This window comes from Streptomyces sp. G-G2, from assembly GCF_030063135.1.
GTDB lineage: Bacteria > Actinomycetota > Actinomycetes > Streptomycetales > Streptomycetaceae > Streptomyces.
In genome coordinates, this window is record NZ_JASISO010000032.1 from 65,140 (window position 1) to 89,507 (window position 24,368).

The following is a 24,368-nucleotide window of genomic DNA, read 5'->3' on the forward strand; positions in this document are numbered from 1 at the left end:
CGCGGTGTGCGTCGTTGTCATGCCCTTAGCCTTGGGCCAGGCCGGAAGGTGATCAAGTACGCACTTCGGAGTGGGTGGTTACCTCCGGGTGGGTGCACAGCGGACGGGGAGGGGGCGGGGATGGCGACGACGGGCAGGCCGGGGTCGAGTCACTGCGGGATCGACGCGGCGATGGACATCATCGGCGGCAAGTGGAAGGTGCTCATCCTGTGGGCGCTGGGCGAGGCGCCCCACCGGTTCGGCGCCTTGCGCCGCACGATCCCCGGGGTCACCGAGAAGGTGCTCTCCGCGCAGCTGCGCGAACTGGAGGCCGACGGCATCGTGCACCGCGCGGCGTACGACGAGGTGCCGCCCCGCGTCGAGTACTCCCTGACCCCGCTGGGAGCCGAGCTGAACGAGGCCTTGGCCCCGCTGGGCGCGTGGGGCCGCAGGCACCTCGTCCCCGGCGCCGCCGGCCCCGGCGCCGCTTAGGCCGTGCCCCGCAGCAGGACCAGGAAGGAGCGGAACGCGGCGGGCATGTCCACCGCTTCCGGGGCGAGCAGCCACTGGTACTGGAGGCCGTCCAGCACCGCGGTCAGCAGCGGGGCCGCCTGCTCGGGGGTCAGCCCCGACGGCAGGCGTTCCCCGAACTCGGCGCGCAGTACCGCCGTCATCTCCGCGCGGACCTGCGCGTAGCGCTCGGTGAAGAACTCCCGGGCCGGATGCCCGTCCGTGACGCTCTCGCCGAGCAGCGCCGAGAAGGTCTGCACGATCCCGGGGCGCATCGCGTTGTACTCCACCAGGGAGTCCAGCAGGTCCAGGCGCCAGGGCCCGGCCGCGCCGCGCGAACCGCCGCCCGTGTCCCAGCGGTCGCGCTCCTCCAGGACCGCGACCAGCAGGGACTCCTTGCTGGGGAAGTAGTGCAGCAGGCCCTGCTGGGTGAGCCCGACGCGCTCGGCGACGGCGCCCAGGGTCGCCCCCCGGTAGCCGCGTTCCGCGATCACCTCGACCGCCGCGCGCAGGATGTCCCCGCGCCGCTCCTCGCTCCTGGCCCTGACCGCCATCCGGCCCCCCCTCGTCCGCGCCGCCGTGCTGCCAGCAGACCGTACGCCATCCACGCCGCCCGCCTGGAAATAACGAACACATCACGAACCCTACCGCTCAACAGGGAACGGGTCCACGATGGGGACGCCCGCACCGCAGCACTCGACGAGGAGGCAGGCCGTGGCCGCCGACGCCCTCAGCACCCAGGCCGACCGGATCCGCAACGACGTGGTGGAAACCGCGCTCGCAACGTTGGATCTCGACACGAAGACCCGGCTGCTCGCCGGGCAGGACATGTGGAGCCTCCCGGCCGTGCCCGGCATCGGACTGGACTCCCTGGTCATGTCCGACGGCCCGATCGGCGTCCGCGGCGTCCGCTGGACCGCCGACGACCCGTCCATCGCCCTGCCCTCGCCGACGGCGCTCGCCGCGGCCTGGGACCCGGCCCTCGCCCGCCGGGCGGGCCGCCTCCTGGCCCAGGAGGCCCGCCGCAAGGGCGTGCACGTCCTGCTCGCGCCCACCGTCAACCTGCACCGCTCCCCGCTGGGCGGCCGCCACTTCGAGTGCTACTCCGAGGACCCCTGCCTCACCGGAGCCATCGGCACCGGCTACGTCCAGGGCGTCCAGGACGGCGGGGTCGGCACCACCGTCAAGCACTTCGTCGGCAATGACGCCGAGACGGAACGCTTCACCGTCGACTGCGTCATCGCCCCCCGCCCGCTGCGCGAGCTGTACCTGGCGCCCTTCGAGACCATCGTCACCCACGCCCACCCCTGGGGCATCATGACCTCGTACAACCGGGTCAACGGCACGACGATGACCGAGCACCGCCACCTCGTCAACGCGGTCCTGCGCGGCGAATGGGGCTTCGACGGCTACAACGTCTCCGACTGGATGGCCGCCCGCTCCACCACCGGCGACATCCTCGGCGGCCTCGACGTCGCGATGCCCGGCCCGCGGACCGTCTACGGGCCCGCGCTCGCCGACGCCGTACGCGCCGGGGAGGTCCCCGAGTCCGCCGTCGACGAGGCCGTGCGCAACGTCCTGCGCCTCGCCGCCCGCGTCGGCGTCCTGGACGGCGCCCCGCCGGTCGTCACCGAAATCCCCGAGGCCCTCGACGGCCAGGCGCTCGCCCGCGAACTGGCCGCCCGCGGCTTCGTCCTGGTCCGCAACGAGAACGCCGCCCTCCCGCTGAGCGCCGAGGGACGTACGGTCGCCCTCTCCGGCGCCGCCGCCCGCGACGCCCGGGTCCTCGGCGGCGGTTCCGCCACCGTCTTCCCCGAGCGGGTCGTCTCCCCGCTCGACGGGCTCACCGCCGCGCTCCCGCACGGCGCGCTGACCTTCTCCGTCGGCGCGGACCCCAGCGAGGAACTCACCCCCGCCGACAAGGGCTTCGGGCTGCGCGCCGTCTGCCGGGACGCCTCCGGGGCCGTCCTCGGCGAAGGCACCCTGCCGTCCGGCCAGGTCCAGTGGATCGGCGACGACCTGCCGGCCGGGGTCACCTACGAGACGATGGCCTCCATCGAGGTCATCGGCACCCTCGTCCCCCGCGAGAGCGGCGAGCACACCTTCGGCACCCGGGGGCTCGGCGCCTTCGCCCTCGCGGTCGGCGGCGAGCGGGTCTGGGACGGGGTCCAGCACCTGGGCAATGAGGCCGACCCCTTCGAGGCCTTCTTCGGAGCCCCCAGCGAGCGCGCCCGGATCACCCTCACCGAGGGCGACGCCGTCGAGGTCTCGCTGACCTACCAGGTCCCCGACCTGGCCGGACTGCCGCTCAAGGCGATCATGTTCTCGCTGCTCCACCTCGGTCCGCGCACCGACCCCGACCAGCTGATCGCCGAAGCCGTGGAGGCCGCGCGCGGCGCCGACACCGCCGTCGTGGTCGTCGCCACCACCGAGCGCGTGGAGTCCGAGGGCTTCGACCGCCGGGACCTGGAACTGCCCGGCCGCCAGAACGACCTGGTGCGCGCCGTGGCCGCCGTCAACCCGAACACCGTGGTCGTCGTCAACGCCGGGTCCCCGGTCGAACTGCCCTGGCGGGACGAGGTCGCGGCGGTGCTGCTGACCTGGTTCCCCGGGCAGGAGGGCGGGGCCGCGCTGGCCGACGTACTCCTCGGCGACCGGGAGCCGGGCGGGCGGCTGCCCACCACCTGGCCCGCCGTGTTCGCCGACGCGCCGGTCACCGACGTGGTCCCGCGGGACGGGCGCCTCGAGTACGGCGAGGGGCTCTTCATCGGCTACCGGGCCTACGAGCGCGCGGGCACGGTCCCGGCGTACGCCTTCGGGCACGGCCTCGGCTACACCGACTGGGAGTACGAGTCCCTGGAGGTCACCCCCGAGGTGGCCCGGGTCCGGATCCGCAACACGGGCGGCCGCCCCGGACGCGAGGTGGTCCAGGTCTACCTGGCCCCCGTCGCGGACCCGGTGGAACGCCCGGCGAGCTGGCTGGCGGCCTTCGCGAGCCTGGAGGCGGGCCCCGGCGAGAGCGTGGAGGCCGAGATCGCGCTGCCCGCGCGGGCCTTCGAGATCTGGGACGAGAGCGCCGGAGCGTGGCGGCGCGTGGAGGGGGAGTACGAGGTCCGCGCGAGCCACTCGCACCCCGACGCCCGGCTGACCGCCACCCTTGAGATCCGGTAGCCGCCGACTGGCCGGAAATCACCCATGAACCGGGCCGGGGGCGGCCCCTGACACCCGCCCCCGGCCCGTACGTACGACCACCGGGCGATCGGCGCGCTCAGCTCGGGCGGGCGGCTCAGGTAGCTCAGGCGTGCGGCTCGGGCGGGCGGCTCAGGCCGGCGGCTCGGGCGAGGTGATCTGGCGGTGCGCCAGTTCCGCCAGCCGGGCCTGCCCGTCCTTGCCCGGGTGGAACCAGTCCCAGCGGCTCAACTGCTCCGTCGTGAACGGGAACTGGAACACCGCGCCCCCGTCGTAGCGGCACAGCGCGTCCTTCGCGCAGACCTGCCGCAGCGCCTCGTTGTACTCCACCACGCGCGCCCGCACCTTCTCGCGCCGCGCGGTCGCCCCGGCCGTCACCGACTCGGCGTCCGCCAGCATCGACTGACAGATGCCCAGCTTCCAGATCTGGCGCCCCACCGCACTGCCCTTGCCCTGCTCCCACAGCCGCTGCAGGTCCGGCACGCTCGACACGTAGACCTGGGCCGTGGGCGCGGCCGCGCGCAGCCCCGCCATGGCCCGCTCGAACTCCTCCCGGAAATCGGCGACCGAGGTCATCGAGGAAGCGGTCGGGCGGCACGCGTCGTTCGACCCCACCATCACCGTGACCAGGTCGGGGCGCTGCGCGGCCGCCGCGGTCAGCTGGGCGCCCAGATCCGCCATCCGCGAGCCGGTCACCGCGTAGTTCCAGCTGCGCTCGGGGGTCAGCGCCTCGCCGAGCAGCCGGGTGGCGAGCGAGTGCACCTCGGGGTCGTTGCCGGTGGCCCAGGAGGCCTCGGGGCAGTCCGCCAGTACCGAACAGGCGTCGAAGCCGCGGGTGATGGAGTCCCCGACGGCGGCCAGGGAGGCGGGCGCGGTGTTCCATCGCGGCGCGGCCGGCCCGCCGCGTTCCCCGTCGGCCGCTGAATCGTTTTCCTGGCAGCCGGTGACGGCCACGGCCAGCACGGCCGCCACCGCGCCCGCGCGCAGGGCGGAGGTCCGCCCGCGGCGACGCGCGGGGGTGGTGGTCCGCATGGGTGAGGTGCCTCCGTCGTCGTTCCGTGTCCCCCGGGGGGCGCCCTGCTGAGTGAAAGCTGTGTGTTGAGCGGGTTTGGAGCGACGGTACGTCACACCGCGACCCCCGGCGCACGGTAGCTTTTTCCCGTGGCGTTTCGGCCGCAGGTTCCTTGCCGCAATGTCAGATCATTTCCGGTAAATTACATCACGTCACATACTGTCCGTTTTCAGGAGTTTATTCCCGACCTCGTCCCACACTGGAGGTCCCGGTGACGACACGTGGAGTTCTGTACGTGCATTCCGCACCGCGCGCGCTCTGTCCGCATGTGGAATGGGCGGTCGCGGGTGTACTCGGGGTGCGGGTGAACCTCGACTGGATCAGGCAGCCCGCCTCCCCGGGCACCTGGAGAGCGGAGTTCTCCTGGCAGGCCGAACCGGGCACCGCCTCGAAACTCGCCTCCGCCCTGCGCGGCTGGCGCCTGCTGCGCTTCGAGGTGACCGCCGAACCCTGCTCCACCGCCGAGGGGGAGCGCTACAGCTCCACCCCCGAACTCGGCATCTTCCATGCCGTCACCGGGATGCACGGCGACATCCTCATCCCCGAGGACCGGCTGCGGGCCGCCCTCGCCCGGTCCGTACTCGGCGAGACCGACCTGGAGGCGGAGATCTCCAAGCTGCTCGGGAAGCCCTGGGACGACGAACTGGAACCCTTCCGCTACGCGGGCGAGGGCGCCCCGGTCCGCTGGCTCCACCAGGTCGTCTGAGGTCCGTACGCGCGAAAGGCCCACCCGGATCACCGGGTGGGCCTTCCGCGCGTGTACGACTCGACGACGGACACCTCAGCCATCGACTGAGGAACCCCGACGGCGGACGCCGCTCCTCAACGGGCACACCTTGCCTGACGCCGCACTAGACAGTGCGGAAGGCCAGCGAAACGTTGTGGCCACCGAATCCGAACGAGTTGTTGATCGCGGAGATCGGGCCCTCGACCGGCAGCTTGCGCGGCTCGCCGCGGACGATGTCCGCCGTGATGTCGTCGTCCAGCTCGTCGACGTTGATCGTCGGCGGAGCGATGCGGTGGTACAGCGCCAGCACGGTCGCTACGGTCTCGATACCGCCCGCGCCGCCCAGCAGGTGGCCCGTCATCGACTTGGTCGCCGAGATCGCGATGTGGTCGAGGTCGTCGCCCAGCACCTTGCGCAGGGCCTTCAGCTCGGCCGTGTCACCCTGCGGGGTCGACGTGGCGTGCGCGTTCAGGTGGACCAGCTCGGCCGGGTCGAGGCCGGTGTTGTCCAGCAGGTTGCGCAGCGCGGCCGCGACACCGCGGCCGGTGGGCTCGGGCTGCGCGATGTGGTGGCTGTCCGCGGACAGACCCTGGCCCAGCACCTCGCAGTAGACCCGGGCGCCGCGCGCCGCGGCGTGCTCGGCGGACTCCAGGACCACCACGCCGGCGCCCTCGCCGAGGACGAAGCCGTCACGGGCCTTGTCGTACGGGCGGGAGGCCGTGGTGGGGTTCTCGTTGTTCTTGGACATCGCCATCATGTTGGCGAACGCGGCGATCGGCAGCGGGTGGATCGCGGCCTCGGTACCGCCCGCGATGACCACGTCGGCGCGGCCGGTACGGATCATCTCCACGGCGTAACCGATGGCCTCGGCGCCGGAGGCGCACGCACTGACGGGGGTGTGCACGCCCGCCTGGGCGTTGACCTCGAGACCGACGTTGGCCGCGGGGCCGTTCGGCATGAGCATGGGGACGGTGTGCGGGGAGACCCGGCGCACACCCTTTTCCTTCAGTACGTCGTACTGGTCGAGCAGGGTGGTGACACCGCCGATACCGGAGGCGATCACCGTGCCGAGGCGCTCGGGAACGATGGAGGGGTCCTCGCCGGCGGGGCCGGTGTAACCCGCGTCGGCCCAGGCCTCACGGGCCGCGATCAGCGCGAACTGCGCCGAGCGGTCCAGCTTGCGGGCCAGCGGGCGGGGCAGGACCTCGCTCGGGTCCACGGCGGCCGTGGCGGCGATGCGGACCGGGAGTTCGGCGAAGCGCTCACCTTCGAGGGGCTTGACCCCGGAACGACCGGCGAGCAGACCTTCCCAGGTCGAAGCGCTGTCGCCACCCAGCGGAGTGGTTGCGCCGATACCGGTGACGACCACGGTGCGATTGGTCGGGCTCACAGGAATTCTTTCTCCACGTGTAAGAGGGTGCTGAATTGTCACGGCGCCACCGCCAGGTGGCGACAAACGCTCGTCAGGCTCAGGCCTGGTGCTTCAGGATGTAGCTGGCGGCGTCGCCAACCGTCTTGAGGTTCTTGACGTCCTCGTCGGGGATCTTGACGTCGAAGCGCTCTTCGGCGGCGACGACGACCTCGACCATGGACAGGGAGTCGACGTCCAGGTCGTCCGTGAACGACTTCTCGATCGCGACGTCCTCGGTCGGGATACCGGCGATCTCGTTCACGATCTCGGCGAGACCCGTGACGATCTCTTCCTGCGTGGCGGCCATGTGGCGCTCCTTCTTAGATAGCTAACTCTGGTGGGACGGGACGGGAATGATCCCGGGCCCTAAGGGAGGGTAACGACCGTGGCGGCGTAGACGAGTCCCGCCCCGAAGCCGATGACGAGCGCGGTGTCGCCGCTCTTCGCCGCTCCGGTCGCCAGGAGCCGCTCCATAGCGAGCGGGATCGAGGCGGCCGAGGTGTTGCCGGTGGTCTCGATGTCACGGGCGACCGTGACGTGCTCCGGCAGCTTCAGAGTCTTCACCATCGAGTCGATGATCCGCATGTTGGCCTGGTGCGGGATGAAGACGTCCAGGTCGTCCGCGGTGATCCCGGCCGCGTCGAGCGCCTGCTGGGCCACCTTGGCCATCTCGAAGACGGCCCAGCGGAAGACCGCCTGACCCTCCTGCGTGATGGCCGGAAACTTTTCGCCGCCGCTCTTGCCGAGGTACTCGTCCCAGGGCACGGTCTGCTTGATGGTGTCGGATTTGTCGCCCTCCGAACCCCACACGGTGGGGCCGATGGCCGGTTCGTCCGAGGGGCCGATGACCACGGCGCCCGCGCCGTCACCGAACAGGAAGGCCGTCGCGCGGTCCTCCAGGTCGGTCAGGTCGGAGAGCCGCTCGACACCGATGACCAGCACGTACTCCGCCGAGCCCTCGACGACCAGGCTCTTGGCCAGGGTCAGGCCGTAGCCGAAACCGGCGCAGCCCGCGGAGATGTCGAACGCGGCGGGCTTGCCCGCGCCGATGCGGTGCGCGATCTCGGTCGCGACGGCCGGCGTCTGCTTGAAGTGCGAGACCGTGGAGACGATCACGGCGCCGATCTGCTCGGGGGCGACCCCGGCGTCGGCGAGCGCCTTGCCCGAGGCCTCCACCGACATCGCGGCCACGGTCTCCTGGGGCGAGGCCCAGTGCCGGGTGGCGATGCCGGAGCGGGAGCGGATCCACTCGTCGGACGAGTCGATTGTCTCCAGGATCACCTCGTTGGTGACGACCCGCGTCGGGCGGTAGCCGCCGACGCCGAGGATGCGCGCGTACGGGGAACCCTTTGCAGGTTTGATCTTCGACATGCGGTGTGGGCTCCTTCTCTCAGGCCGCGTGCTCGGCGATGAGCGCTGCGGCCTTCTCGAGATCGTCCGGCGTCTTCAGTGCCACGGTCGGTACGCCCTTCAGGGCGCGCTTGGCCAGCCCCGTCAGGGTGCCGCCCGGGCACAACTCGATGATCCCGGTGACACCGAGGTCGGCGAACGTCTCCATGCACAGGTCCCAGCGGACCGGGTTGGCGACCTGGCCGACCAGGCGGGCGACGACATCGGCGCCCGTGGTCACGACCTGCCCGTCTTTGTTCGATACGTACGTCAGCACCGGGTCGGCGGTGGTGAGGGCCTGGGCGGCCTTCTCCAGGGCGACGACGGCCGGAGCCATGTGGTGCGTGTGGAAGGCGCCCGCGACCTTGAGGGCGACGACCTTCATGGTGCCTTCGGGCTTGTCGGCCACCAGAGCGGCGATCTGCTCCATGGTGCCCGCGGCCACGATCTGGCCGGCGCCGTTGATGTTCGCCGGGGTCAGGCCCAGCGCGGCCAGATGGGCCACGACCACGTCCGGGTCACCGCCGAGCACTGCGGCCATGCCGGTCTCGGTGACCGCGGCGGCCTCCGCCATGCCCAGTCCGCGGGTGCGGACGAAGGACAGCGCGTCGGCCTCGGTCAGCACACCGGCGTAGGCGGCGGCGGTGATCTCACCGACGCTGTGCCCCGCCACCGCGCCGAACGCGGCCGGGGAACCCAGCGCGGTCGCGGACAGCAGACCCGCGGCCACGAGCAGCGGCTGGGCCACGGCGGTGTCGCGGATCTCGTCCGCGTCGGCCTTCGTGCCGTAGTGGGCAAGGTCGAGCTCGATGGCGTCCGACCAGGCGGCGACGCGGTCGGCGGCGCCGGGAAGGTCGAGCCAGGAAGTCAGGAAGCCGGGCGTCTGAGCGCCTTGGCCGGGAGCGACGAGTACGAGCACCCTCACACTCTCTCTTGAATTCGGCCCGCGCCGCCCGTGGGGACAGGGACGAAGAACCGTCGGGGTAATTGTTGATGTCCGACAAAAGTCTAGGACGGCTGTTCGCCGTCGGCCAGACGCCCCAGGATCAGGGCGATCCGCAGTGTGAACGCGGACCGGACATCGGACGGTGACCAGCCGGTGACGTCGGTCACACGTCGGAGCCGGTACCGCACCGTGTTCGGGTGCACGAAGAGCATCCGCGCCGCCCCTTCGAGGCTGCTCGCCTGCTCCAAGTAGACGCTCAGAGTCTCCAGTAGAGCAGACCCGGCCTCCTCCAGCGGTCTGTAGATCTCCTCCACCAACTGCTCGCGCGCGGACGGGTCCGAGGCGATCGCCCGCTCCGGGAGGAGATCGTCCGCCAGGACCGGCCGCGGCGCGTCCTGCCACGCCGTACAGGCCTTCAGCCCGGCGGCCGCCGCCTGCGCCGACTTCGTCGCGTTCAGCAGGTCCGACACCACCGGACCGGCCACCACGGCGCCCGCCGCGAACGGGCCGATCAGGGACTTCGCGACCTGCATCGGGTTGTCGCTGCCGCCCGCGATCACCACCAGCCGGTCACCGAGCACCCCGGTCAGCACCTGGAGCTTGTGGTGCCGCGCGGCCCGCCGGATCGCCTCGACCGTCAGCTCGCTGTCACCTTCGGGAGCGGTCCCCAGCACCACGCACACGTGATCGGGCGAACTCCAGCCCAGCGCCGCGGCCCGCGACAGCGCGCCCTCGTCGGCCTCGCCCGAGAGCACCGCGTTGACCACCAGGGACTCCAGCCGGGCGTCCCACGCCCCGCGCGCCTCGGCGGCCTGCGCGTACACCTGGGCCGTCGCGAAGGCGATCTCCCGGGCGTAGACCAGCAGCGCCTCGCGCAGGATCGACTCGTCGCCCGGGGCGGCGACCTCCTCGATCGCCGACTCCATGACCTCGATCGTCGTACGGACCATCTCGACGGTCTGGCGCAGCGTGATCGCCCGGGTCAGCTCGCGCGGAGCCGTCCCGAACACGTCGGTGGAGATCGCCTGCGGGGTCTCGGGGTGGCGGAACCACTCGGTGAACGCGGCGATGCCCGCCTGCGCGACCAGGCCGATCCACGAACGGTTCTCCGGTGGCATCGCGCGGTACCAGGACAGCGTCTCGTCCATGCGGGCGATCGCGTTCGCGGCCAGCCGGCCCGAGGACTTCTCCAGTCGACGCAGCGTCGCCGCGTGCGGATGGGCCGGGTGGAGCTGGTGGGCGGGGTGCGGGAGATGCGCGGGGGGCTGCTCACGTTCGGGTTGGGGCACGTGACAAGACTGCCCTATCCGGACGCCGCCGCGGAGTCCCGGGGTCGGCGGCCCGGTCCCGCGGCGGTGATCGCCGGTGGGGCTACGGTGGCCCCCATGATGGAAGTACGACGCGCCACGGACCGTTACCCGGGCGGGGACGAGGCGGCCGGGATCAGCACCCGGCACGCCTTCTCCTTCGGCGGCTCCTACGATCCGGACAACATCGGATTCGGCCCGGTCCGCGCCTGCAACGAGGAAACCCTGGCCCCCGGGGCCGGGTTCGAGGAGCACGCGCACCGTCACACCGAGATCGTCACCTGGGTCACCGAGGGCGAGCTGACCCACCGGGACACCACCGGCCGCTCGACCGTGGTGCGCCCCGGCGACGTCCAGCGGCTCAGCGCGGGCGACGGGGTCCGGCACGTCGAGCGCAACGATGGCACGGTGCCGCTCCGCTTCGTCCAGATGTGGCTGTCCCCGGCGGGTCTCGCCGACCCCGGCCCGGAACCGGCGTACGAGATCACCCGCGGCCTCGCCGACGGCGCGCCCTGCCCGGTCCCCGCGGCCGGGGCCGTGTTCCGGGTGCGCAGGCCCGGCGCGGGCGAGCGGGTCGCCGTACCGGACGCGGCCCGGGTCTACCTGCACGTCGTACGCGGGGACCTGCGGCTCGACGGGGCGGCGGCCGAGGACGGGATCGGCCCGGGCGTGGAGCTGGGCCCCGGGGACTCGGTGCGCATCAGGGGCGTGGCGGGCCTGGAGATCGTGGCCGGGTCCCCGGGGGAGCTGCTCCTGTGGGAGCTGCCCTGACGCGGTGACGGCCCGTTCCGCGCTCAGCCCCGCTGACCGGCCAGGGAGCCGACCAGCCCGTCCAGCGAACCGCCCAGCGGATCGGTGAGGGGCCCGGTCAGGGAGCCGCCGAGCGGATCGGCGGCCCGGGAGCGGATGTCCGGGAGCCTGCGGTAGAGAAGGGTCCCCGGGCACTCGGTGGAGAAGGCGTCCCGGTGGCCGGAGATCCGCTCGAAGCGGGCCCCCTGGCCGGTGCGGAACGTGCCGTTGTCGAGCCCGGAGGTCAGGGTGACGCTGCCCTGCGGGTCGTACCCGTAGCGGCCCAGCTTCCAGCCGGCCAGCCGGGCCACCGCGTTCATCGCGGCGCCGGAGGGCTCCTGGGAGGAGTACTCCCCGATCACCGCGATGCCCATGGTGTCGGTGTTGAAGCCCAGGGTGTGCGCCCCGGTCACCGGGCGGTCGGCGCCGCCCCGGCGGCCCTCGAAGACCGTCCCGCACTTGTCCACGACGAAGTTGTAGCCGAGGTCCTTCCACCCGTTCGTGCGCACGTGCAGCTCCTGGAGCCCGCGCAGCAGCGCCGCCGAGTCGGTGCAGTCGTAGGCGTTGGTCTGCGCGGTGTGGTGGACGAAGACGGCCTTGACCTCCTTGCCGTACACCGGGTCGTCGCCCGGCTGCTCCCGGGCGCCCCACGCGGAGCGCGACACGATGTCGGGGCGGGCGGCGGCCGAGCGGGCCGCGGGTACCGCCGGGGCGGCTCCGAACGCGGCCGGCACGGTGTCGTCCCCCGCGCCCGGCCCGGCTCCCGCCGGGTCGGCGCCCGGGTCGACCAGGTCCAGGCGCAGCCCCGCGGGCAGCGCCCCGCCGTGTCCCGCGACCTTGACCTCGACCCCGTCGGAGGGCCCGGCCCACAGCGGCTCGGAGACCCCGCGCACGCCTTCGCCCCGCTCCGTGCCCAGCACGGTCCAGGGGGACCATGCCCCGGTCGCCACGGACTTCGTCCGGACCCGGATCTCTCCGTCGAGAGCGTGGCCGGGCTCGTTCCAGGAGACGGCCAGCATGCTGAACCCGGCGGTGTCCGCGTCCTCGAACGAGGCTCCGGAGCCGCTCACCCGCAGGGGCTCGGTGCGCAGCGCGGCGCCCGGCACCCCCCGGGCGGCGAGCAGGCCGACGATGCCGGTGGTGAGGGCGGCGGTGGCGGCCGACACCACGATGCTGCGGGTGCGCACCCGGTTCTCCCCGATGATCAACGGTGAATGGGAACCGGAATCTATCGATCAGCCGGGGCCGGGACCGGGAAGAAGGCCCCGGCAATCGGGTCGGATGGGGGCATAGCCCCGGCCGCGTCACCCGTTCGGCGCCACCGTCGAACGCGCCTCCAGCGGCGCGCCTCCAGTGGCGCGGCTCAGCGGTGCGGCGTCAGCGCCGCTCCGCCAGCTCGGCGAGGACCGCGTCGGTGAACGGCGGCCAGGCCGCGACCGCCCACGGCCCGAAGGCCCGGTCGGCCAGCGCCACGCACGCGGCGCGCGCGTCCGGGTCCACCCACAGGAAGGTGCCCGCCTGCCCGAAGTGGCCGAAGGTGCGCGGGGAGGACGCGGCGCCTGTCCAGTGCGGGGACTTCCCGTCGCGGATCTCCAGGCCGAGGCCCCAGTCGTTGGGGGACTGGTGACCGTAACCGGGCAGCACGCCCTTGAGTCCCGGGTGCACCACCGCGGTGGCCTCCGCGACCGTGCGGACGTCCAGCAGCCGGGGCGCCTGCAGCTCGGCGGCGAACCGGACGAGGTCGGAGACCGTCGAGACGCCGTCCTTCGCCGGGGAACCGTCCACGGTGGTCGCGGTCATACCGAGCGGCTCCAGCACGGCCTGCCGGAGGTACTCGGCGAAGGGGATGCCCGTGGCCTTGGTGATGTGGTCGCCCAGCACCTCGAAACCGGCGTTGGAGTACAGTCGCCGCTCCCCGGCCGGGGCCATCGCGCGGTGCTCGTCGAAGGCGAGGCCGCTGGTGTGCGCGAGCAGGTGCCGGACGGTGGATCCCTCGGGTCCGGCCGGCTCGTCCAGCTCGACCGCGCCTTCCTCGTACGCGACGAGCGCGGCGTACGCGGTGAGAGGCTTGGTGACGGAGGCCAGCGGGAAACGGTGGTCGACCGGTCCGTGACTGCCCGCGAGGGTCCCGTCGGCGCGCACGACGGCCGCGGCCGCGGTCGGGACCGGCCAGCTCTCGATGGTCCGCAGGCTCTCCATGATCTCCATGTGGCCGAGCCTACTTGCTTGGAGTGCACTCCAGGGTTTTAGCGTGGTGGTCATGAGCCTGACGCAGACGCAGACGCGGTACACGATCAGCGAGGTCGAGGCCCGGACCGGTCTGACCCAGCACACACTGCGCTGGTACGAACGGATCGGTCTGATGCCGCACGTGGACCGCTCGCACTCGGGTCAGCGCCGGTTCAGCGACAAGGACCTCGACTGGCTGGCCTTCGTGGGCAAGCTGCGCACCACCGGGATGTCGGTGGCGGACATGGTCCGGTACGCGGAACTGGTGCGGGAGGGCCCGCACACGTTCGAAGAGCGCCGGGAGCTGCTGGAGCGCACCAGGCGCGAGGTGCGGGCGCGGATCGACGAGCTGACGGACGCGCTGGCCGTACTGGACTTCAAGATCGGCTTCTACGAGCAGGGGAAGGCGCAGTCATGACGAACGCAGGCACGGACAAGATCGCCCGGGTCGAACTGGGCAAGGACGGCCCGCAGGTCGGGATACAGGGCCTCGGCTGCATGGGCATCAGCGAGTTCTACGGGGACACGGACGAGGCGGCGGCCCGCGACACCCTGGAGGCCGCCCTGGAGGCCGGGGTCACCCTCTTCGACACGGCCGACGTGTACGGGCGGGGGCGCAACGAGGAGTTCCTCGCGCCGTTCGTCGCGGCGCACCGGGACGAGATCACCCTGGCGACGAAGTTCGCGATCGAGCGCAACGACGACCCGCACTACCGGGCCGTGCGCAACGACGCGGCGTACGTCCGCCAGTCCGTCGAGGGCAGCCTGCGGCGGCTCGGCGTGGAGACCATCGACCTGTACTACATGCACCGGCGCGACCCGGACGTGCCGTTCGCGGAGTCGGTCGGCGCGATGGCGGAGCTGGTGACCGAGGGCAAGGTGCGCTACCTGGGCCTGAGCGAGGTCACGGGCGCGGAGCTGCGCGAGGCGCACGCGGTGCATCCGATCACCGCGCTCCAGTCGGAGTGGTCGCTGTTCAGCCGGGACGTGGAGCGCAGCGCGGTGGGTGCGGCGGCGGAGCTGGGCGTGGGCTTCGTGCCCTACTCCCCGCTCGGGCGCGGCTTCCTGACCGGGGCGTTCGCGGACGCGGGTGCGGAGCTGGCGGAGGGCGACTTCCGGCGCTACCAGCCGCGGTTCACCGGGGACAACGCGAAGGTCAATGCCGCGCTGCTGGCGCCGGTACGGGAGATCGCGGCGGCGCACGGGGCCACGGCGGCGCAGGTCGCGCTGGCCTGGGTGCAGCAGCGGGCGGCGGTGCACGGCCTGACGGTCGTCCCGATCCCGGGCACCCGCAAGCGGAGCCGCCTGGAGGAGAACGCGGCGGCCACCCGGATCACCCTGACGGAGCCGGAGCTGGCCCTGCTGGCCCCCATCGCGGCCGAGGTCGCGGGCGACCGCTACCCGGACATGAGCAGCACCTCGGCGGCCCGCGAGTCCTGAGCCCGTGCCCCGCGCCGACGGCCCTGGCGCCGCAGGCGCGAGAGCGCCGCGCAGCGGTCACACGTCGGTGGCGAAACGATCCCGCAGCGCCGCGTACTCGGCGTCCGTCAGCAGCCCGGCCCCGTGCAGCTCGCTGAGGTGCCGCATCCGGTCCGGTTCCCGCGGGGACGGAGCCGCCATCGGTCCGGCCGCCACCGGCGTCCGCCCCCGTACCGCCGCCAGCACCGCCGCCGCGAACGGCAGGGACTCGTGCACCCCGCCGTACCCGAGGGCGAACAGCACCGCCGCCGGGTCGTGCTCCGGGGCCGGGGCCTCGTCGCCGTCGTCGCGGGAGCGCAGCCGCAGGTGGCCTCCGGGCTGTTCGGGGGAATGCCATTCGACCCCGGTCAGCGTGGCCAGCGGGAAGTGCTGGTCGCCCGCCTTCCACTTCGCGCTGGACGCCCCGGTGCGCGACCAGCGGAAGCCGACCCCGCTCTCGTCGAGCGTCGCCCGGGCGTCGTACGCCTTGAGGTGCGTCGGCGGCTTCGGCGCCTCGACCAGGAAGCGCGGGGCCGGTTCCGCCGCGTCCGGCCCGAGCCGCGCGCGCAGCGCGTCGGCCAGCGCGGTCGCCAGCGGCGCCCGGTCGGCGGGCAGCACCAGCCGGTACGGGTCGCAGATCTCCTTCAGCTGCCCCGCGGCGGCCTCCATCAGCGGATCCGCCCCGGGCCGCGGCGCGGCACGCAGCACCACCGTGTCCCGCTTCCCCGCGGTCACGGTCACACTCACCTCGGACAACGCCTCGTGGGGGATGCGGCGTTGCCCCAGCGCATGCCAGAGCCGCGGCATCCGCAGTGCGGACATCCCCCGTTCGAAGCGGATGAGCACCGAGTCCGAGTCGAACTCCCAGACGGCATGGTTTCCGGCCAGTACGTCACCCATGCGGCTCATCGTAAAGGGCGGTGGGCCCGCGCGTCCCCTCACTGCGAGAGTCGTTTTCAGGGCCTCTACGCGCGTCAGTCCGCTTCTGTCCCGGAAATTCCGCGTCGGCAGGAGTCGTCCCCGCTCGCACATACGGCGGAACCGTACGAACCGGTTCCGATTCGCGCGAAGTTGTCCAGCGACCCGGTCCCTGGCTCGAAATAGCCCGTGTGGCTCTTCGCTCCGACCGCCGAGAGCCGCCGCGCGCCGAAGTCCGGCGACACCGGGTCCGCTCCGTGTCCGAGCCCGCCCAGTTCCAGGTGCGGCACGTCCGCGATCCAGTCCCCGGAGTCCCGCATCGCCCACACCCGGGCCGAGGTGCCCAGCTGGGCGGCGTTCTCCACGCGCATGCCGGGGCTGCCCGAGACCACCACGTCGGTCACCCGGCGCGGCAGGCCGTGCGCGGCGACCCCGCACACCACCGATCCGTAGCTGTGGCAGAACAGCGCCACCGAGGCGTCACCGGGCAGGGCCGTCGCCAGCGATTCCAACCGTACGGCGCCCTGCGCGGCCAGCCGTCCGGTGGCCGCGTCCACGCCGAGGCCGACGGGGCTCACGTACCCGGCCCACGCGATGACCGCCGTCCGGGTCTTCGGCGCCGCCGCGCGCTCGGCGTCGTAGAGGGACTCGGCCATGCCGACCGGAGCGCTGTAGCGGCGCTGCGAACGTTCGAAGGTGATGAGGTCGGTGTCGACGCCGGGCACGATCACCGAGACGCGCTGGGCCTGGTCCAGGTCGCCGAAGACCTCCGCGACCAGGCCGTCGCCGGTCGGGTCGAAGACGAGGACCTGCCGCGCCGGCTCGGCCAGGGACTCCAGCCGGTGCAGTCTGCGGACGGCGTCGTCCCGGTCGGCGGGGGTCAGCGCCACGTCCTGGGCGCGGTCCCGCTCGGTGGCGCTCGCCTGTTCCAGCGAGTGCCGGTTGGCCCGGTACCGGGTCTGCGCGGGAACCCCGTCGAGGTTGCCGACGACCAGCGGATACGTGTCGGCGAGCCGGGCCCGCTGGGCCGTGTCGAGATCGGAGAAGAAGCGCGCGACCGAACGTATGGGAGCGTCGGCGGGCGGTACGGAGATGCCGCCGACGCGGGCTCCGGCCCAGGCGGCGAGGGCCACGTGGCGGGCCGAGACGTTCTGCTGGGGGCGGTGCACCGCGGTCCAGCCGGTCGTCGCCAGCATGACGAAGACCACCATCAGCGCGAGGAGGGCGTGCAGCGCGCCGGGGCTGGGGGAGGTGGCGGGGGAGGCAGGGCCGTGCAGGCCGGGCAGGTTCACTGAGGAACAGCCTAAGAGACCTTTTCCAGGTGCGGAGCGCCGGGTGACAGGGGTCACGGTTTGGGCGGCGCGGCCGTCACTGACGGGCGCCGACCCGTGCCTTTGGGTGCGGTTCGGGCCGGTACGGAACGACCGCCTCCGGGAGCGTGGGGCGTACGCGGGGGCGCGGTGGAGCGCACAGGCGCACTGGGGGGCGTACGGGACGGCTCAGCGCCAGTCGGCGGCCAGCGCGGGGCCGATCTGGTCGAGGTAGTCCTCGGTCATCCGGCGGATCGCGGCCACGCTGCTGTCCTCGCCCCGCCCCCACAGCCGCCCGGTCACCCGCATCACCCCGGAGAACGCGGCCACCGCGACCCGCGGCCGCGGGTCGGTGTCCACGTCGAGCCCCTCGCGGACCGCGATCAGGCGGGCGATCCGCTCCTCCAGCTCGGTGGAGCGGCGCAGGTGGACCGCGAGCAGCGCGGGAGTGGACTCGATCAGCTGGTACGCCCGCATGTGCAGGTCGACCGGGACCACCTCGCCGATGGCCTCCTCGATGGTGTCCCAGGCGGTGAGCACGGCGTTCCGCATGGCCACCAGCGGCCCCTCGGCGGCGGGCCGCGCCTCGAGCGCGGCGACGAAGTGCGACTCCACCAGGTCCTGGACGGCGAAGGCGACCTCTTCCTTGCTGGCGAAGTAGCGGAAGAAGGTGCGCTGGGAGACCTCGACGGCGTCGGTGATCTCGTCGACGGTCGTCCGCTCGTAGCCCTTGGTCGTGAAGAGTTCGAGGGAGGCGCGCAGCAGGGCGTCGCGGGTGCGGCGCTTCTTGCGCTCGCGCAGTCCCGCGAGCGGCGGTGGCGCGGTCGCCGCGGCGGCGGGCCGCTGGTCGGTCATCACCGCGGGGTCCTCTTTCAGGCTGCGTGGACGGAGATCGAACGGGATCGGGCAGGGTCGGGCGGGCAGCGGACGGGATGAGACGGCGGGGGCCGGGGGGACGGGCGGTCAGGGTACCTGTGACGGACGTGACAGTTACTGTCTCGCTCACCCGTCTGTGAAGTGTCAGCGGCTGTCACTAACCTGTTCGCATGACTAGTCAGATCAGCGTCGACGACCGGCTCCCCGCCAAGGATCCCGGACCGGGACCGGCCTCCGGGCTCCGCGGACACCCCTGGCTGACCCTCTTCGCCGTCGCGATCGGCGTCATGATGGTCACGCTCGACGGCACGATCGTCGCCGTCGCCAACCCCGCCATCACCGACGACCTCAACGCCACCCTCGCCGAGGTGCAGTGGATCACCAACGGCTACCTGCTGGCCCTCGCGGTCTCCCTGATCACCGCGGGCAAGCTCGGTGACCGCTTCGGCCACCGCCAGACCTTCCTCATAGGCATCGCCGGATTCGCCGCGTCCTCCGCCGCGATCGGCCTCTCGTCCAGCGTCGAGCTGGTCATCGGCTTCCGCGTCGCCCAGGGCGTCTTCGGCGCCCTGCTGATGCCCGCCGCGCTCGGCCTGCTGCGCGCCACCTTCCCCGCCGAGAAGCTCAACATGGCCATCGGCATCTGGGGCATGGTCATCGGCGCCTCGACCGCCGCCGGACCCATCGTCGGCGGCCTGCTCGTGGAGCACGTCAGCTGGCAGTCCGTCTTCTTCATCAACGTGCCCGTCGGCATCATCGCGCTGGGCTTCGGCCTGTTCATCCTGCTCGACCACCGGGCCGAGAACGCCCCCAGGTCCTTCGACGTCCTCGGCATCCTGCTCCTGTCCGCCGCGATGTTCTCGCTGATCTGGTCCCTGATCAAGGCCTCCGAATGGGGCTGGGGCGACAGCAAGACCCTGCTGTTCATGGCCGGGTCCGTGCTCTGCTTCGGGCTCTTCGCCTTCTGGGAGACCCGGGTCGCCGAACCGCTGATCCCGCTCGGCATGTTCCGCTCGCTGCCCCTGTCCGCGGGCACCGTCCTGATGGTCCTGATGGCCTTCGCCTTCATGGGCGGCCTCTTCTTCGTCACCTTCTACCTGCAGAACGTGCACGGCATGAGCCCGGTCGACAGCGGCCTGCACCTGCTGCCGCTCACCGGCATGATGATCATCGGTTCGCCGCTCGCGGGCCTCGCCATCACCAAGGTCGGCCCCCGCATCCCGCTGGTCGCGGGCATGGTCGCCACCGCCGCCGCCTGCTTCGGGATGTCCCGGCTCACCCCCGACACCGGCACCGTCACCATGTCCGTCTGGTTCGCCCTCATGGGCCTGGGCCTGGCGCCCGTCATGGTCGGCGCCACCGAGGTCATCGTCGGCAACGCCCCGCTGGAGCTCTCGGGTGTCGCCGGCGGCCTCCAGCAGGCCGCCATGCAGGTCGGCGGCAGCCTCGGCACCGCCGTCCTCGGCGCCGTCATGGCCAACAAGGTGTCCTCCTCCTTCATCGGCAACTGGAACGGGGCGCACCTGCCGCCGCTCACCCCCGAGCAGGCGGACCAGGCCACGAGCGCCGTCACGGTCGGCGTGGCCCCCGTCCCGGAGGGCGCTCCGGCGGAGCTCGCGAAGGCCATCACCTCGGTCGCCCATGACACCTTCGTGTCAGGCATGAACACCGCCTTCGTCGTGGCCGGTGTGGTCGCGGTGCTCGCCGCCGTGGTCGCGGGCTTCACCAAGCGCGGGGACAACGCGGCCGCAGGAGCGGGCGCGGCCCACATCTGACCCGCCCGCAACCGCGTCCGGCCCGCCCCGCGGGCCCCTCGCGAGCCGCCCCGGAGGCGTCAACTCCGCAGCGTCGACAGCCCCGCCGGATCCGTCCGGCGGGGCTGTCGCCTATCCGGGTGGACCGGCCGCCGGGCTCTTCCGCCCGACCGTCGTCGCAGGTCAGCGTGGTGTCACCGGCACTCGGAGCGGACCCTCGGCCCATCGGGCCACCCGTCCGAGTGCGCTGTGACCACAAGGAGTTGACCCGTCATGCGTACGAGTTCCACCGTGCTCGCCGCCGTCTTCCTGGCCGCCACCACCCTGCTCCCCGGCGCGGCCACCGCCGCACACGCCGCCGGGCCGCCCCCGCTCGCGACCTGCGCCAGCGGACAGCTGTGCTTCTGGGCCAAGCCCGACTTCAAGGGCGCGAAGCAGATCCACGAACTGGCCGACCTCACCACCAACGACTGCGTCTCGCTGCCCCCGGGCACCAGTGCGCAGGCCCTCGTCAACCGCACCGGACGCCCCGTGACCACCTACCAGTCGGCCGAATGCGGGGAGACGGGAGAGTTCCAGACCTACCCCGGCGACGGTGTCTGGCTGCCCCAGTCTCCCTACCAGGTGAGGGCCTTCAAGGTGTGGGAGCGATAACCGCGGAGGGCGTCCCGGGCGCCGGGTGCGGAGCCGGTACGTCGGCCCCCGCGCCCGGGACCGCCCCGCCGAGCCGGGCGACCTCGGCGCGCAGCGCCCGTACCTCCTCGGCCAGTTCGCTGAGCGCGGCCGCCTGCAGCCGCTCCGCTTGGTCGTCGCGCTCGAAGCGGGAGATGAACCAGGCCGCGATGTTCGCGGTCACCACACCGAGCAGCGCGATGCCGGACAGCATCAGGCCCACCGCGACCAGCCGCCCCAGACCGGTGGTGGGCGAGTGGTCGCCGTAGCCCACGGTGGTCATCGTGGTGAACGACCACCACACCGCGTCCTGGAGGTTCTTGATGTTCCCCCGCGGGGCGTCGCGCTCCACGCTCAGCACGGCCAGCGACCCGAACATCAGCAGCCCCACCACCGCGCCCGCCACATAGGTGGTCAGCCGCACCTGCGGGGCCATCCGGGCCCGCCGCCCCACCAGCAGCAGGGTGGACACCAGCCGCAGCAGCCGCAGCGGCTGGATCATCGGCAGCAGTACCGCCGCCAGGTCCAGCCAGTGCGTCCGTACGAACACCCGCCGGTCCGGGGCCAGCAGCAGCCGCACCGCGTAGTCCCCCGCGAACACGCTCCACACCAGCCACTCCGTCAGCAGGCAGGCCTCGTGCACCGGCCGGTCCGCGTCCGCAACGATGATCGGAACGGCGTACGCGACGCCGAAGGCCACCGCGCACACGAGCAGGGGGAGCTGGGTGTGCCGCTCCCAGCGGAGCTGCGCGGGCTGTTCCTTCATGCGGGAATCGTAGGGAACGACACGGGGGCGCCGGGAACCCAGGTTCCCGGCGCCCCGTGGAAACGAAGGCGTGACGCCTACGCGTCGCCGCCCGCGGCGCCCGGATCGGCCGCCTTGACGTCCAGCAGCTGGTACCGGTCGATGGCCTGCTTGAGCAACGACCGGTCGATCTTCCCGGCCTTCGCCAGCTCGGTCAGCGTCGCCAGCACCACCGACTCGGCGTCGATGTGGAAGAACCGACGGGCCGCGCCGCGCGTGTCGGCGAAGCCGAAGCCGTCCGCGCCCAGCGAGGTGTACGCGCCGGGCACCCAGCGCGAGATCTGGTCCGGTACCGCCCGCATCCAGTCCGAGACCGCCACGAACGGCCCCTCGGCGCCGGACAGCTTGCGCGTCACGTACGGCACGCGCTGGTCCTCCTCCGGGTGGAGCAGGTTGTGCGTCTCCACCTCGACGGCGTCCCGGCGCAGCTCGTTCCAGGAGGTCGCCGACCAGACGTCCGCCCGGACGTTCCAATCGGCGGCCAGGATCCGCTGCGCCTCCAGCGCCCACGGCACCGCCACGCCCGAGGCCATGAGCTGCGCGGGTACGGCGCCCTCGGCGCCCCGGGAGATCCGGTGGATGCCGGCCAGGATGCCGTCCACGTCGACGTCGGCGGGCTCCGCCGGGTGCTGGATCGGCTCGTTGTAGACGGTCAGGTAGTAGAAGACGTCCTCCGCCTGCGGCCCGTACATCCGGCGCAGACCGTCCTTGACGATGTGCGCGATCTCGTACCCGTAGGCCGGGTCGTAGGCGACACAGCCCGGGTTCGTCGAGGCCAGCAGCTGGGAGTGGCCGTCGGCGTGCTGGAGTCCCTCACCCGTGAGGGTGGTCCGGCCCGCGGTCGCGCCGAGCACGAAACCGCGCGCGAGCTGGTCGGCCATCTGCCAGAACTGGTCACCGGTGCGCTGGAAACCGAACATCGAGTAGAAGACGTAGACCGGGATCAGCGGCTCGCCGTGCGTCGCGTACGCCGAACCCGCGGCGATCAGCGAGGCCGTGCAGCCCGCCTCCGAGATGCCGTCGTGCAGCATCTGGCCGGTCGGGGACTCCTTGTACGCGAGGAGCAGGTCGCGGTCGACCGCCTCGTACTGCTGGCCCAGCGGGTTGTAGATCTTGGCGCTCGGGAAGAACGCGTCCATGCCGAAGGTGCGGTACTCGTCGGGCGCGATCAGCACGAAGCGCCTGCCGATCTCCTTGTCCCGCATCAGGTCCTTCAGGATGCGGACGAAGGCCATGGTGGTGGCGATCGACTGCTGCCCGGAACCCTTCTTGGCCGCCGCGTACGTCGTGTCGTCCGGCAGCTGGAGCGGCTTGGCGCGCACCACACGGGTCGGCACGTAGCCGCCCAGCGCGTTGCGGCGGTCGTGCATGTACTGGATCTCGGGGGAGTCGCGGCCCGGGTGGTAGTACGGCGGGGCGCCGCCCTCCAGCTGCTGGTCCGTGATCGGGATGTGCAGCCGGTCGCGGAAGCGCTTGAGGTCGTCGACCGTCAGCTTCTTCATCTGGTGGGTCGCGTTGCGGCCCTCGAAGTTCGGGCCCAGCGTCCAGCCCTTGACCGTCTGGGCCAGGATCACGGTCGGCTGGCCCTTGTGGGCCTTGGCCGCCGCGTAGGCCGCGTAGACCTTCTTGTGGTCGTGCCCGCCGCGGCCCAGGTGCTGGATCTGCTGGTCGGACATGTTCTCGACCATCGCGCGCAGCCGCTGGTCGCCGCCGAAGAAGTGGTCGCGGACGTAGGCGCCGGACTCGGTGGCGTACGTCTGGAACTGGCCGTCGGGGGTGGAGTTCATCTTGTTGACCAGGATGCCGTCGCGGTCCTGGGCCAGCAGCGGGTCCCAGGAGCGGTCCCAGATCAGCTTGATGACGTTCCAGCCCGCACCCCGGAACTGCGACTCCAGCTCCTGGATGATCTTGCCGTTGCCGCGGACCGGGCCGTCGAGGCGCTGGAGGTTGCAGTTGACGACGAAGGTCAGGTTGTCCAGGCCCTCACGCGCGGCGATGGACAGCTGGCCGAGCGACTCCGGCTCGTCCATCTCGCCGTCGCCGAGGTACGCCCATACGTGGGACTTGGAGGTGTCCGCGATCCCGCGCGCCGCCATGTACCGGTTCATCCGGGCCTGGTAGATCGCGCCGAGCGGGCCGAGGCCCATCGAGACGGTCGGGAACTCCCAGAAGTCCGGCATCAGCCGCGGGTGCGGGTAGCTGGACAGGCCGTACGGGGCCTTCGACTTCTCCTGGCGGAACGCGTCGAGCTGCTGCTCGGAGAGCCGGTCCAGGAGGTAGGCGCGCGCGTAGATGCCGGGGGAGGCGTGGCCCTGGAAGAAGATCTGGTCCCCGCCGTCGCCCTCGTCCTTGCCCCGGAAGAAGTGGTTGAAGCCCACGTCGTAGAGGGAGGCGGAGGAGGCGAAGGTGGCGATGTGGCCGCCGACCCCGATGCCGGGGCGCTGGGCGCGCGAGACCATGACGGCCGCGTTCCAGCGGGTGGCGTTCAGGACCTTGCGCTCGATCTCCTCGTTGCCGGGGAAGAAGGGCTCGTCCTTGGTCGCGATGGTGTTGACGTAGTCCGAGCTGCGCATTTCGGGCACGGCCACGCGCTTCTCGCGGGCCCGCTCGATCAGCCGCAGCATCAGGTAGCGGGCACGCTCACGGCCCCGCTCGTCGACGGCTGAGTCGAGGGAGTCGAGCCACTCCTGAGTCTCCTCCGGATCGAAGTCCGGGACCTGACTCGGCAGGCCGCCAATGATGATCGGGTTGCGATCGGATGCGGAAGCCACGCTGTTCCTTCGCTGTCGGGGGAGTCGTGCCTGGGTCGCCGACTCCCATCGTCCACCGGTCGGCCGAAATCGTCATCTGTACCAGTAGGTAACCGGTGGAATATCAGGCCACACTCAAGGGGAGAGGAGCGGGTCCGGCCAAATGGCAACCTTACGCCCAGGGGCCGCACGCGCTTCGTGAGGCCGTTCGCCCCTCAAACAAGTGTCAAAGTCCTCATCGAGTGCCGAATGCGCCGCAATGGTGTGGGATGAATCA

The 24,368-nt window shown here is 72.1% G+C and carries 22 protein-coding genes; 8 read left to right on the plus strand and 14 right to left on the minus strand.

Features of this window, described 5'->3' with window-relative positions; genetic code table 11:
- Positions 1 to 120: 120 nt before the first annotated feature.
- Complete coding sequence (locus QMF80_RS24290; RefSeq protein ID WP_283456680.1) at positions 121 to 471, plus strand: winged helix-turn-helix transcriptional regulator; 351 nt, start codon at positions 121 to 123, stop codon at positions 469 to 471.
- On the opposite strand, the gene QMF80_RS24295 is transcribed toward QMF80_RS24290, so the two are convergent.
- A complete protein-coding gene (locus QMF80_RS24295; protein ID WP_283456682.1) occupies positions 468 to 1,043 on the minus strand; it encodes a TetR/AcrR family transcriptional regulator in 576 nt (191 codons plus the stop codon). The two genes, QMF80_RS24290 and QMF80_RS24295, sit on opposite strands and share 4 nt — an antisense overlap.
- 118 nt (positions 1,044 to 1,161) lie before the next feature.
- On the opposite strand from QMF80_RS24295, the gene QMF80_RS24300 reads away from it, so the two are divergent.
- Complete coding sequence (locus QMF80_RS24300) at positions 1,162 to 3,660, plus strand: glycoside hydrolase family 3 protein (protein WP_502962907.1); 2,499 nt, start codon at positions 1,162 to 1,164, stop codon at positions 3,658 to 3,660.
- A 150-nt stretch (positions 3,661 to 3,810) separates the two neighbouring features.
- Here QMF80_RS24300 and QMF80_RS24305 read toward each other — a convergent pair whose 3' ends face one another.
- Positions 3,811 to 4,710 carry an SGNH/GDSL hydrolase family protein gene (locus QMF80_RS24305; RefSeq protein WP_283456685.1) on the minus strand — a complete coding sequence of 300 codons (900 nt, stop codon included), beginning with the start codon at positions 4,708 to 4,710 and terminating at the stop codon, positions 3,811 to 3,813.
- A 251-nt stretch (positions 4,711 to 4,961) separates the two neighbouring features.
- Here QMF80_RS24305 and QMF80_RS24310 point away from each other — a divergent pair, with 251 nt between their 5' ends.
- On the plus strand, positions 4,962 to 5,456 hold the full coding sequence (locus tag QMF80_RS24310) for a DUF3145 domain-containing protein (protein ID WP_283456687.1): 495 nt from the start codon (positions 4,962 to 4,964) through the stop codon (positions 5,454 to 5,456).
- Between the two features lie 145 nt (positions 5,457 to 5,601).
- On the opposite strand, the gene fabF is transcribed toward QMF80_RS24310, so the two are convergent.
- From fabF to QMF80_RS24335, 5 genes are all read right to left on the minus strand, one after another.
- A complete protein-coding gene (gene fabF / locus QMF80_RS24315) occupies positions 5,602 to 6,867 on the minus strand; it encodes a beta-ketoacyl-ACP synthase II (RefSeq protein ID WP_283456689.1) in 1,266 nt (421 codons plus the stop codon).
- 79 nt (positions 6,868 to 6,946) lie between these two features.
- Positions 6,947 to 7,195, minus strand: a complete 249-nt coding sequence (locus QMF80_RS24320) for an acyl carrier protein (protein ID WP_283456691.1) — start codon at positions 7,193 to 7,195, stop codon at positions 6,947 to 6,949.
- 59 nt (positions 7,196 to 7,254) lie between these two features.
- Positions 7,255 to 8,259: a ketoacyl-ACP synthase III gene (locus QMF80_RS24325; RefSeq protein WP_283456693.1), complete on the minus strand. Its 1,005-nt coding sequence runs from the start codon at positions 8,257 to 8,259 to the stop codon at positions 7,255 to 7,257.
- A gap of 19 nt (positions 8,260 to 8,278) precedes the next feature.
- Positions 8,279 to 9,196, minus strand: a complete 918-nt coding sequence (locus QMF80_RS24330; RefSeq protein ID WP_283456695.1) for an ACP S-malonyltransferase — start codon at positions 9,194 to 9,196, stop codon at positions 8,279 to 8,281.
- An 89-nt stretch (positions 9,197 to 9,285) separates the two neighbouring features.
- Entirely contained in the window at positions 9,286 to 10,512 is a 1,227-nt protein-coding gene (locus QMF80_RS24335) for a PucR family transcriptional regulator (RefSeq protein WP_502962908.1), read from the minus strand.
- Between the two features lie 96 nt (positions 10,513 to 10,608).
- Here QMF80_RS24335 and QMF80_RS24340 point away from each other — a divergent pair, with 96 nt between their 5' ends.
- Entirely contained in the window at positions 10,609 to 11,301 is a 693-nt protein-coding gene (locus QMF80_RS24340) for a pirin family protein (RefSeq protein WP_283456697.1), read from the plus strand.
- A gap of 23 nt (positions 11,302 to 11,324) precedes the next feature.
- Here the strand turns inward: QMF80_RS24340 and QMF80_RS24345 are convergent, their stop codons facing one another.
- Together QMF80_RS24345 and QMF80_RS24350 are read right to left on the minus strand one after the other, a co-directional pair.
- Positions 11,325 to 12,527: a peptidoglycan recognition protein family protein gene (locus QMF80_RS24345; protein WP_283456698.1), complete on the minus strand. Its 1,203-nt coding sequence runs from the start codon at positions 12,525 to 12,527 to the stop codon at positions 11,325 to 11,327.
- 169 nt (positions 12,528 to 12,696) lie between these two features.
- Positions 12,697 to 13,518, minus strand: coding sequence for a serine hydrolase domain-containing protein (locus tag QMF80_RS24350; protein ID WP_283456751.1), 822 nt, complete (start codon positions 13,516 to 13,518; stop codon positions 12,697 to 12,699).
- Positions 13,519 to 13,579: 61 nt separating this feature from the next.
- Between QMF80_RS24350 and QMF80_RS24355 the strand changes: the two genes are divergently transcribed.
- Together QMF80_RS24355 and QMF80_RS24360 are read left to right on the plus strand one after the other, a co-directional pair.
- Positions 13,580 to 13,966, plus strand: a complete 387-nt coding sequence (locus QMF80_RS24355; protein WP_283456700.1) for a MerR family transcriptional regulator — start codon at positions 13,580 to 13,582, stop codon at positions 13,964 to 13,966.
- Positions 13,963 to 14,988, plus strand: a complete 1,026-nt coding sequence (locus tag QMF80_RS24360; protein ID WP_283456702.1) for an aldo/keto reductase — start codon at positions 13,963 to 13,965, stop codon at positions 14,986 to 14,988. Before QMF80_RS24355 ends, QMF80_RS24360 begins: the two co-directional genes overlap by 4 nt.
- Before the next feature lie 57 nt (positions 14,989 to 15,045).
- On the opposite strand, the gene QMF80_RS24365 is transcribed toward QMF80_RS24360, so the two are convergent.
- From QMF80_RS24365 to QMF80_RS24375, 3 genes are all read right to left on the minus strand, one after another.
- The gene (locus QMF80_RS24365) at positions 15,046 to 15,915 is read right to left on the minus strand and encodes a DUF4429 domain-containing protein (protein ID WP_283456703.1); all 870 of its coding nucleotides are present in this window, start codon (positions 15,913 to 15,915) and stop codon (positions 15,046 to 15,048) included.
- Between the two features lie 65 nt (positions 15,916 to 15,980).
- The gene (locus tag QMF80_RS24370) at positions 15,981 to 17,135 is read right to left on the minus strand and encodes an alpha/beta hydrolase (RefSeq protein ID WP_283456753.1); all 1,155 of its coding nucleotides are present in this window, start codon (positions 17,133 to 17,135) and stop codon (positions 15,981 to 15,983) included.
- A gap of 288 nt (positions 17,136 to 17,423) precedes the next feature.
- Positions 17,424 to 18,089 (minus strand): TetR family transcriptional regulator, encoded by a 666-nt coding sequence (locus QMF80_RS24375; RefSeq protein ID WP_283456706.1) that lies wholly within the window; start codon positions 18,087 to 18,089, stop codon positions 17,424 to 17,426.
- A gap of 191 nt (positions 18,090 to 18,280) precedes the next feature.
- On the opposite strand from QMF80_RS24375, the gene QMF80_RS24380 reads away from it, so the two are divergent.
- A complete protein-coding gene (locus QMF80_RS24380) occupies positions 18,281 to 19,885 on the plus strand; it encodes an MFS transporter (RefSeq protein ID WP_283456708.1) in 1,605 nt (534 codons plus the stop codon).
- Between the two features lie 252 nt (positions 19,886 to 20,137).
- The gene (locus tag QMF80_RS24385) at positions 20,138 to 20,518 is read left to right on the plus strand and encodes a peptidase inhibitor family I36 protein (protein WP_283456710.1); all 381 of its coding nucleotides are present in this window, start codon (positions 20,138 to 20,140) and stop codon (positions 20,516 to 20,518) included.
- Here QMF80_RS24385 and QMF80_RS24390 read toward each other — a convergent pair.
- Positions 20,499 to 21,302, minus strand: coding sequence for a potassium channel family protein (locus QMF80_RS24390; RefSeq protein ID WP_283456713.1), 804 nt, complete (start codon positions 21,300 to 21,302; stop codon positions 20,499 to 20,501). The two genes, QMF80_RS24385 and QMF80_RS24390, sit on opposite strands and share 20 nt — an antisense overlap.
- Before the next feature lie 77 nt (positions 21,303 to 21,379).
- Complete coding sequence (gene aceE, locus QMF80_RS24395; RefSeq protein ID WP_283456715.1) at positions 21,380 to 24,112, minus strand: pyruvate dehydrogenase (acetyl-transferring), homodimeric type; 2,733 nt, start codon at positions 24,110 to 24,112, stop codon at positions 21,380 to 21,382.
- Positions 24,113 to 24,368 lie beyond the last annotated feature (256 nt).

What these genes read in the sequence shown, in the direction of transcription:
- QMF80_RS24295 (WP_283456682.1), bottom strand. Translation starts at nt 1,043, where the DNA reads ATGGCGGTCAGGGCCAGGAGCGAGGAGCGGCGCGGGGACATCCTGCGC.
- QMF80_RS24320 (WP_283456691.1), bottom strand. Translation starts at nt 7,195, where the DNA reads ATGGCCGCCACGCAGGAAGAGATCGTCACGGGTCTCGCCGAGATCGTG.
- QMF80_RS24360 (WP_283456702.1), top strand. Translation starts at nt 13,963, where the DNA reads ATGACGAACGCAGGCACGGACAAGATCGCCCGGGTCGAACTGGGCAAG.
- QMF80_RS24390 (WP_283456713.1), bottom strand. Translation starts at nt 21,302, where the DNA reads ATGAAGGAACAGCCCGCGCAGCTCCGCTGGGAGCGGCACACCCAGCTC.
- QMF80_RS24340 (WP_283456697.1), top strand. Translation starts at nt 10,609, where the DNA reads ATGATGGAAGTACGACGCGCCACGGACCGTTACCCGGGCGGGGACGAG.
- QMF80_RS24300 (WP_502962907.1), top strand. Translation starts at nt 1,162, where the DNA reads ATGGGGACGCCCGCACCGCAGCACTCGACGAGGAGGCAGGCCGTGGCC.
- QMF80_RS24350 (WP_283456751.1), bottom strand. Translation starts at nt 13,518, where the DNA reads ATGGAGAGCCTGCGGACCATCGAGAGCTGGCCGGTCCCGACCGCGGCC.
- QMF80_RS24375 (WP_283456706.1), bottom strand. Translation starts at nt 18,089, where the DNA reads ATGACCGACCAGCGGCCCGCCGCCGCGGCGACCGCGCCACCGCCGCTC.
- QMF80_RS24305 (WP_283456685.1), bottom strand. Translation starts at nt 4,710, where the DNA reads ATGCGGACCACCACCCCCGCGCGTCGCCGCGGGCGGACCTCCGCCCTG.
- QMF80_RS24365 (WP_283456703.1), bottom strand. Translation starts at nt 15,915, where the DNA reads ATGAGCCGCATGGGTGACGTACTGGCCGGAAACCATGCCGTCTGGGAG.
- QMF80_RS24355 (WP_283456700.1), top strand. Translation starts at nt 13,580, where the DNA reads ATGAGCCTGACGCAGACGCAGACGCGGTACACGATCAGCGAGGTCGAG.
- QMF80_RS24370 (WP_283456753.1), bottom strand. Translation starts at nt 17,135, where the DNA reads ATGGTGGTCTTCGTCATGCTGGCGACGACCGGCTGGACCGCGGTGCAC.
- QMF80_RS24290 (WP_283456680.1), top strand. Translation starts at nt 121, where the DNA reads ATGGCGACGACGGGCAGGCCGGGGTCGAGTCACTGCGGGATCGACGCG.
- QMF80_RS24385 (WP_283456710.1), top strand. Translation starts at nt 20,138, where the DNA reads ATGCGTACGAGTTCCACCGTGCTCGCCGCCGTCTTCCTGGCCGCCACC.
- QMF80_RS24325 (WP_283456693.1), bottom strand. Translation starts at nt 8,259, where the DNA reads ATGTCGAAGATCAAACCTGCAAAGGGTTCCCCGTACGCGCGCATCCTC.
- QMF80_RS24380 (WP_283456708.1), top strand. Translation starts at nt 18,281, where the DNA reads ATGACTAGTCAGATCAGCGTCGACGACCGGCTCCCCGCCAAGGATCCC.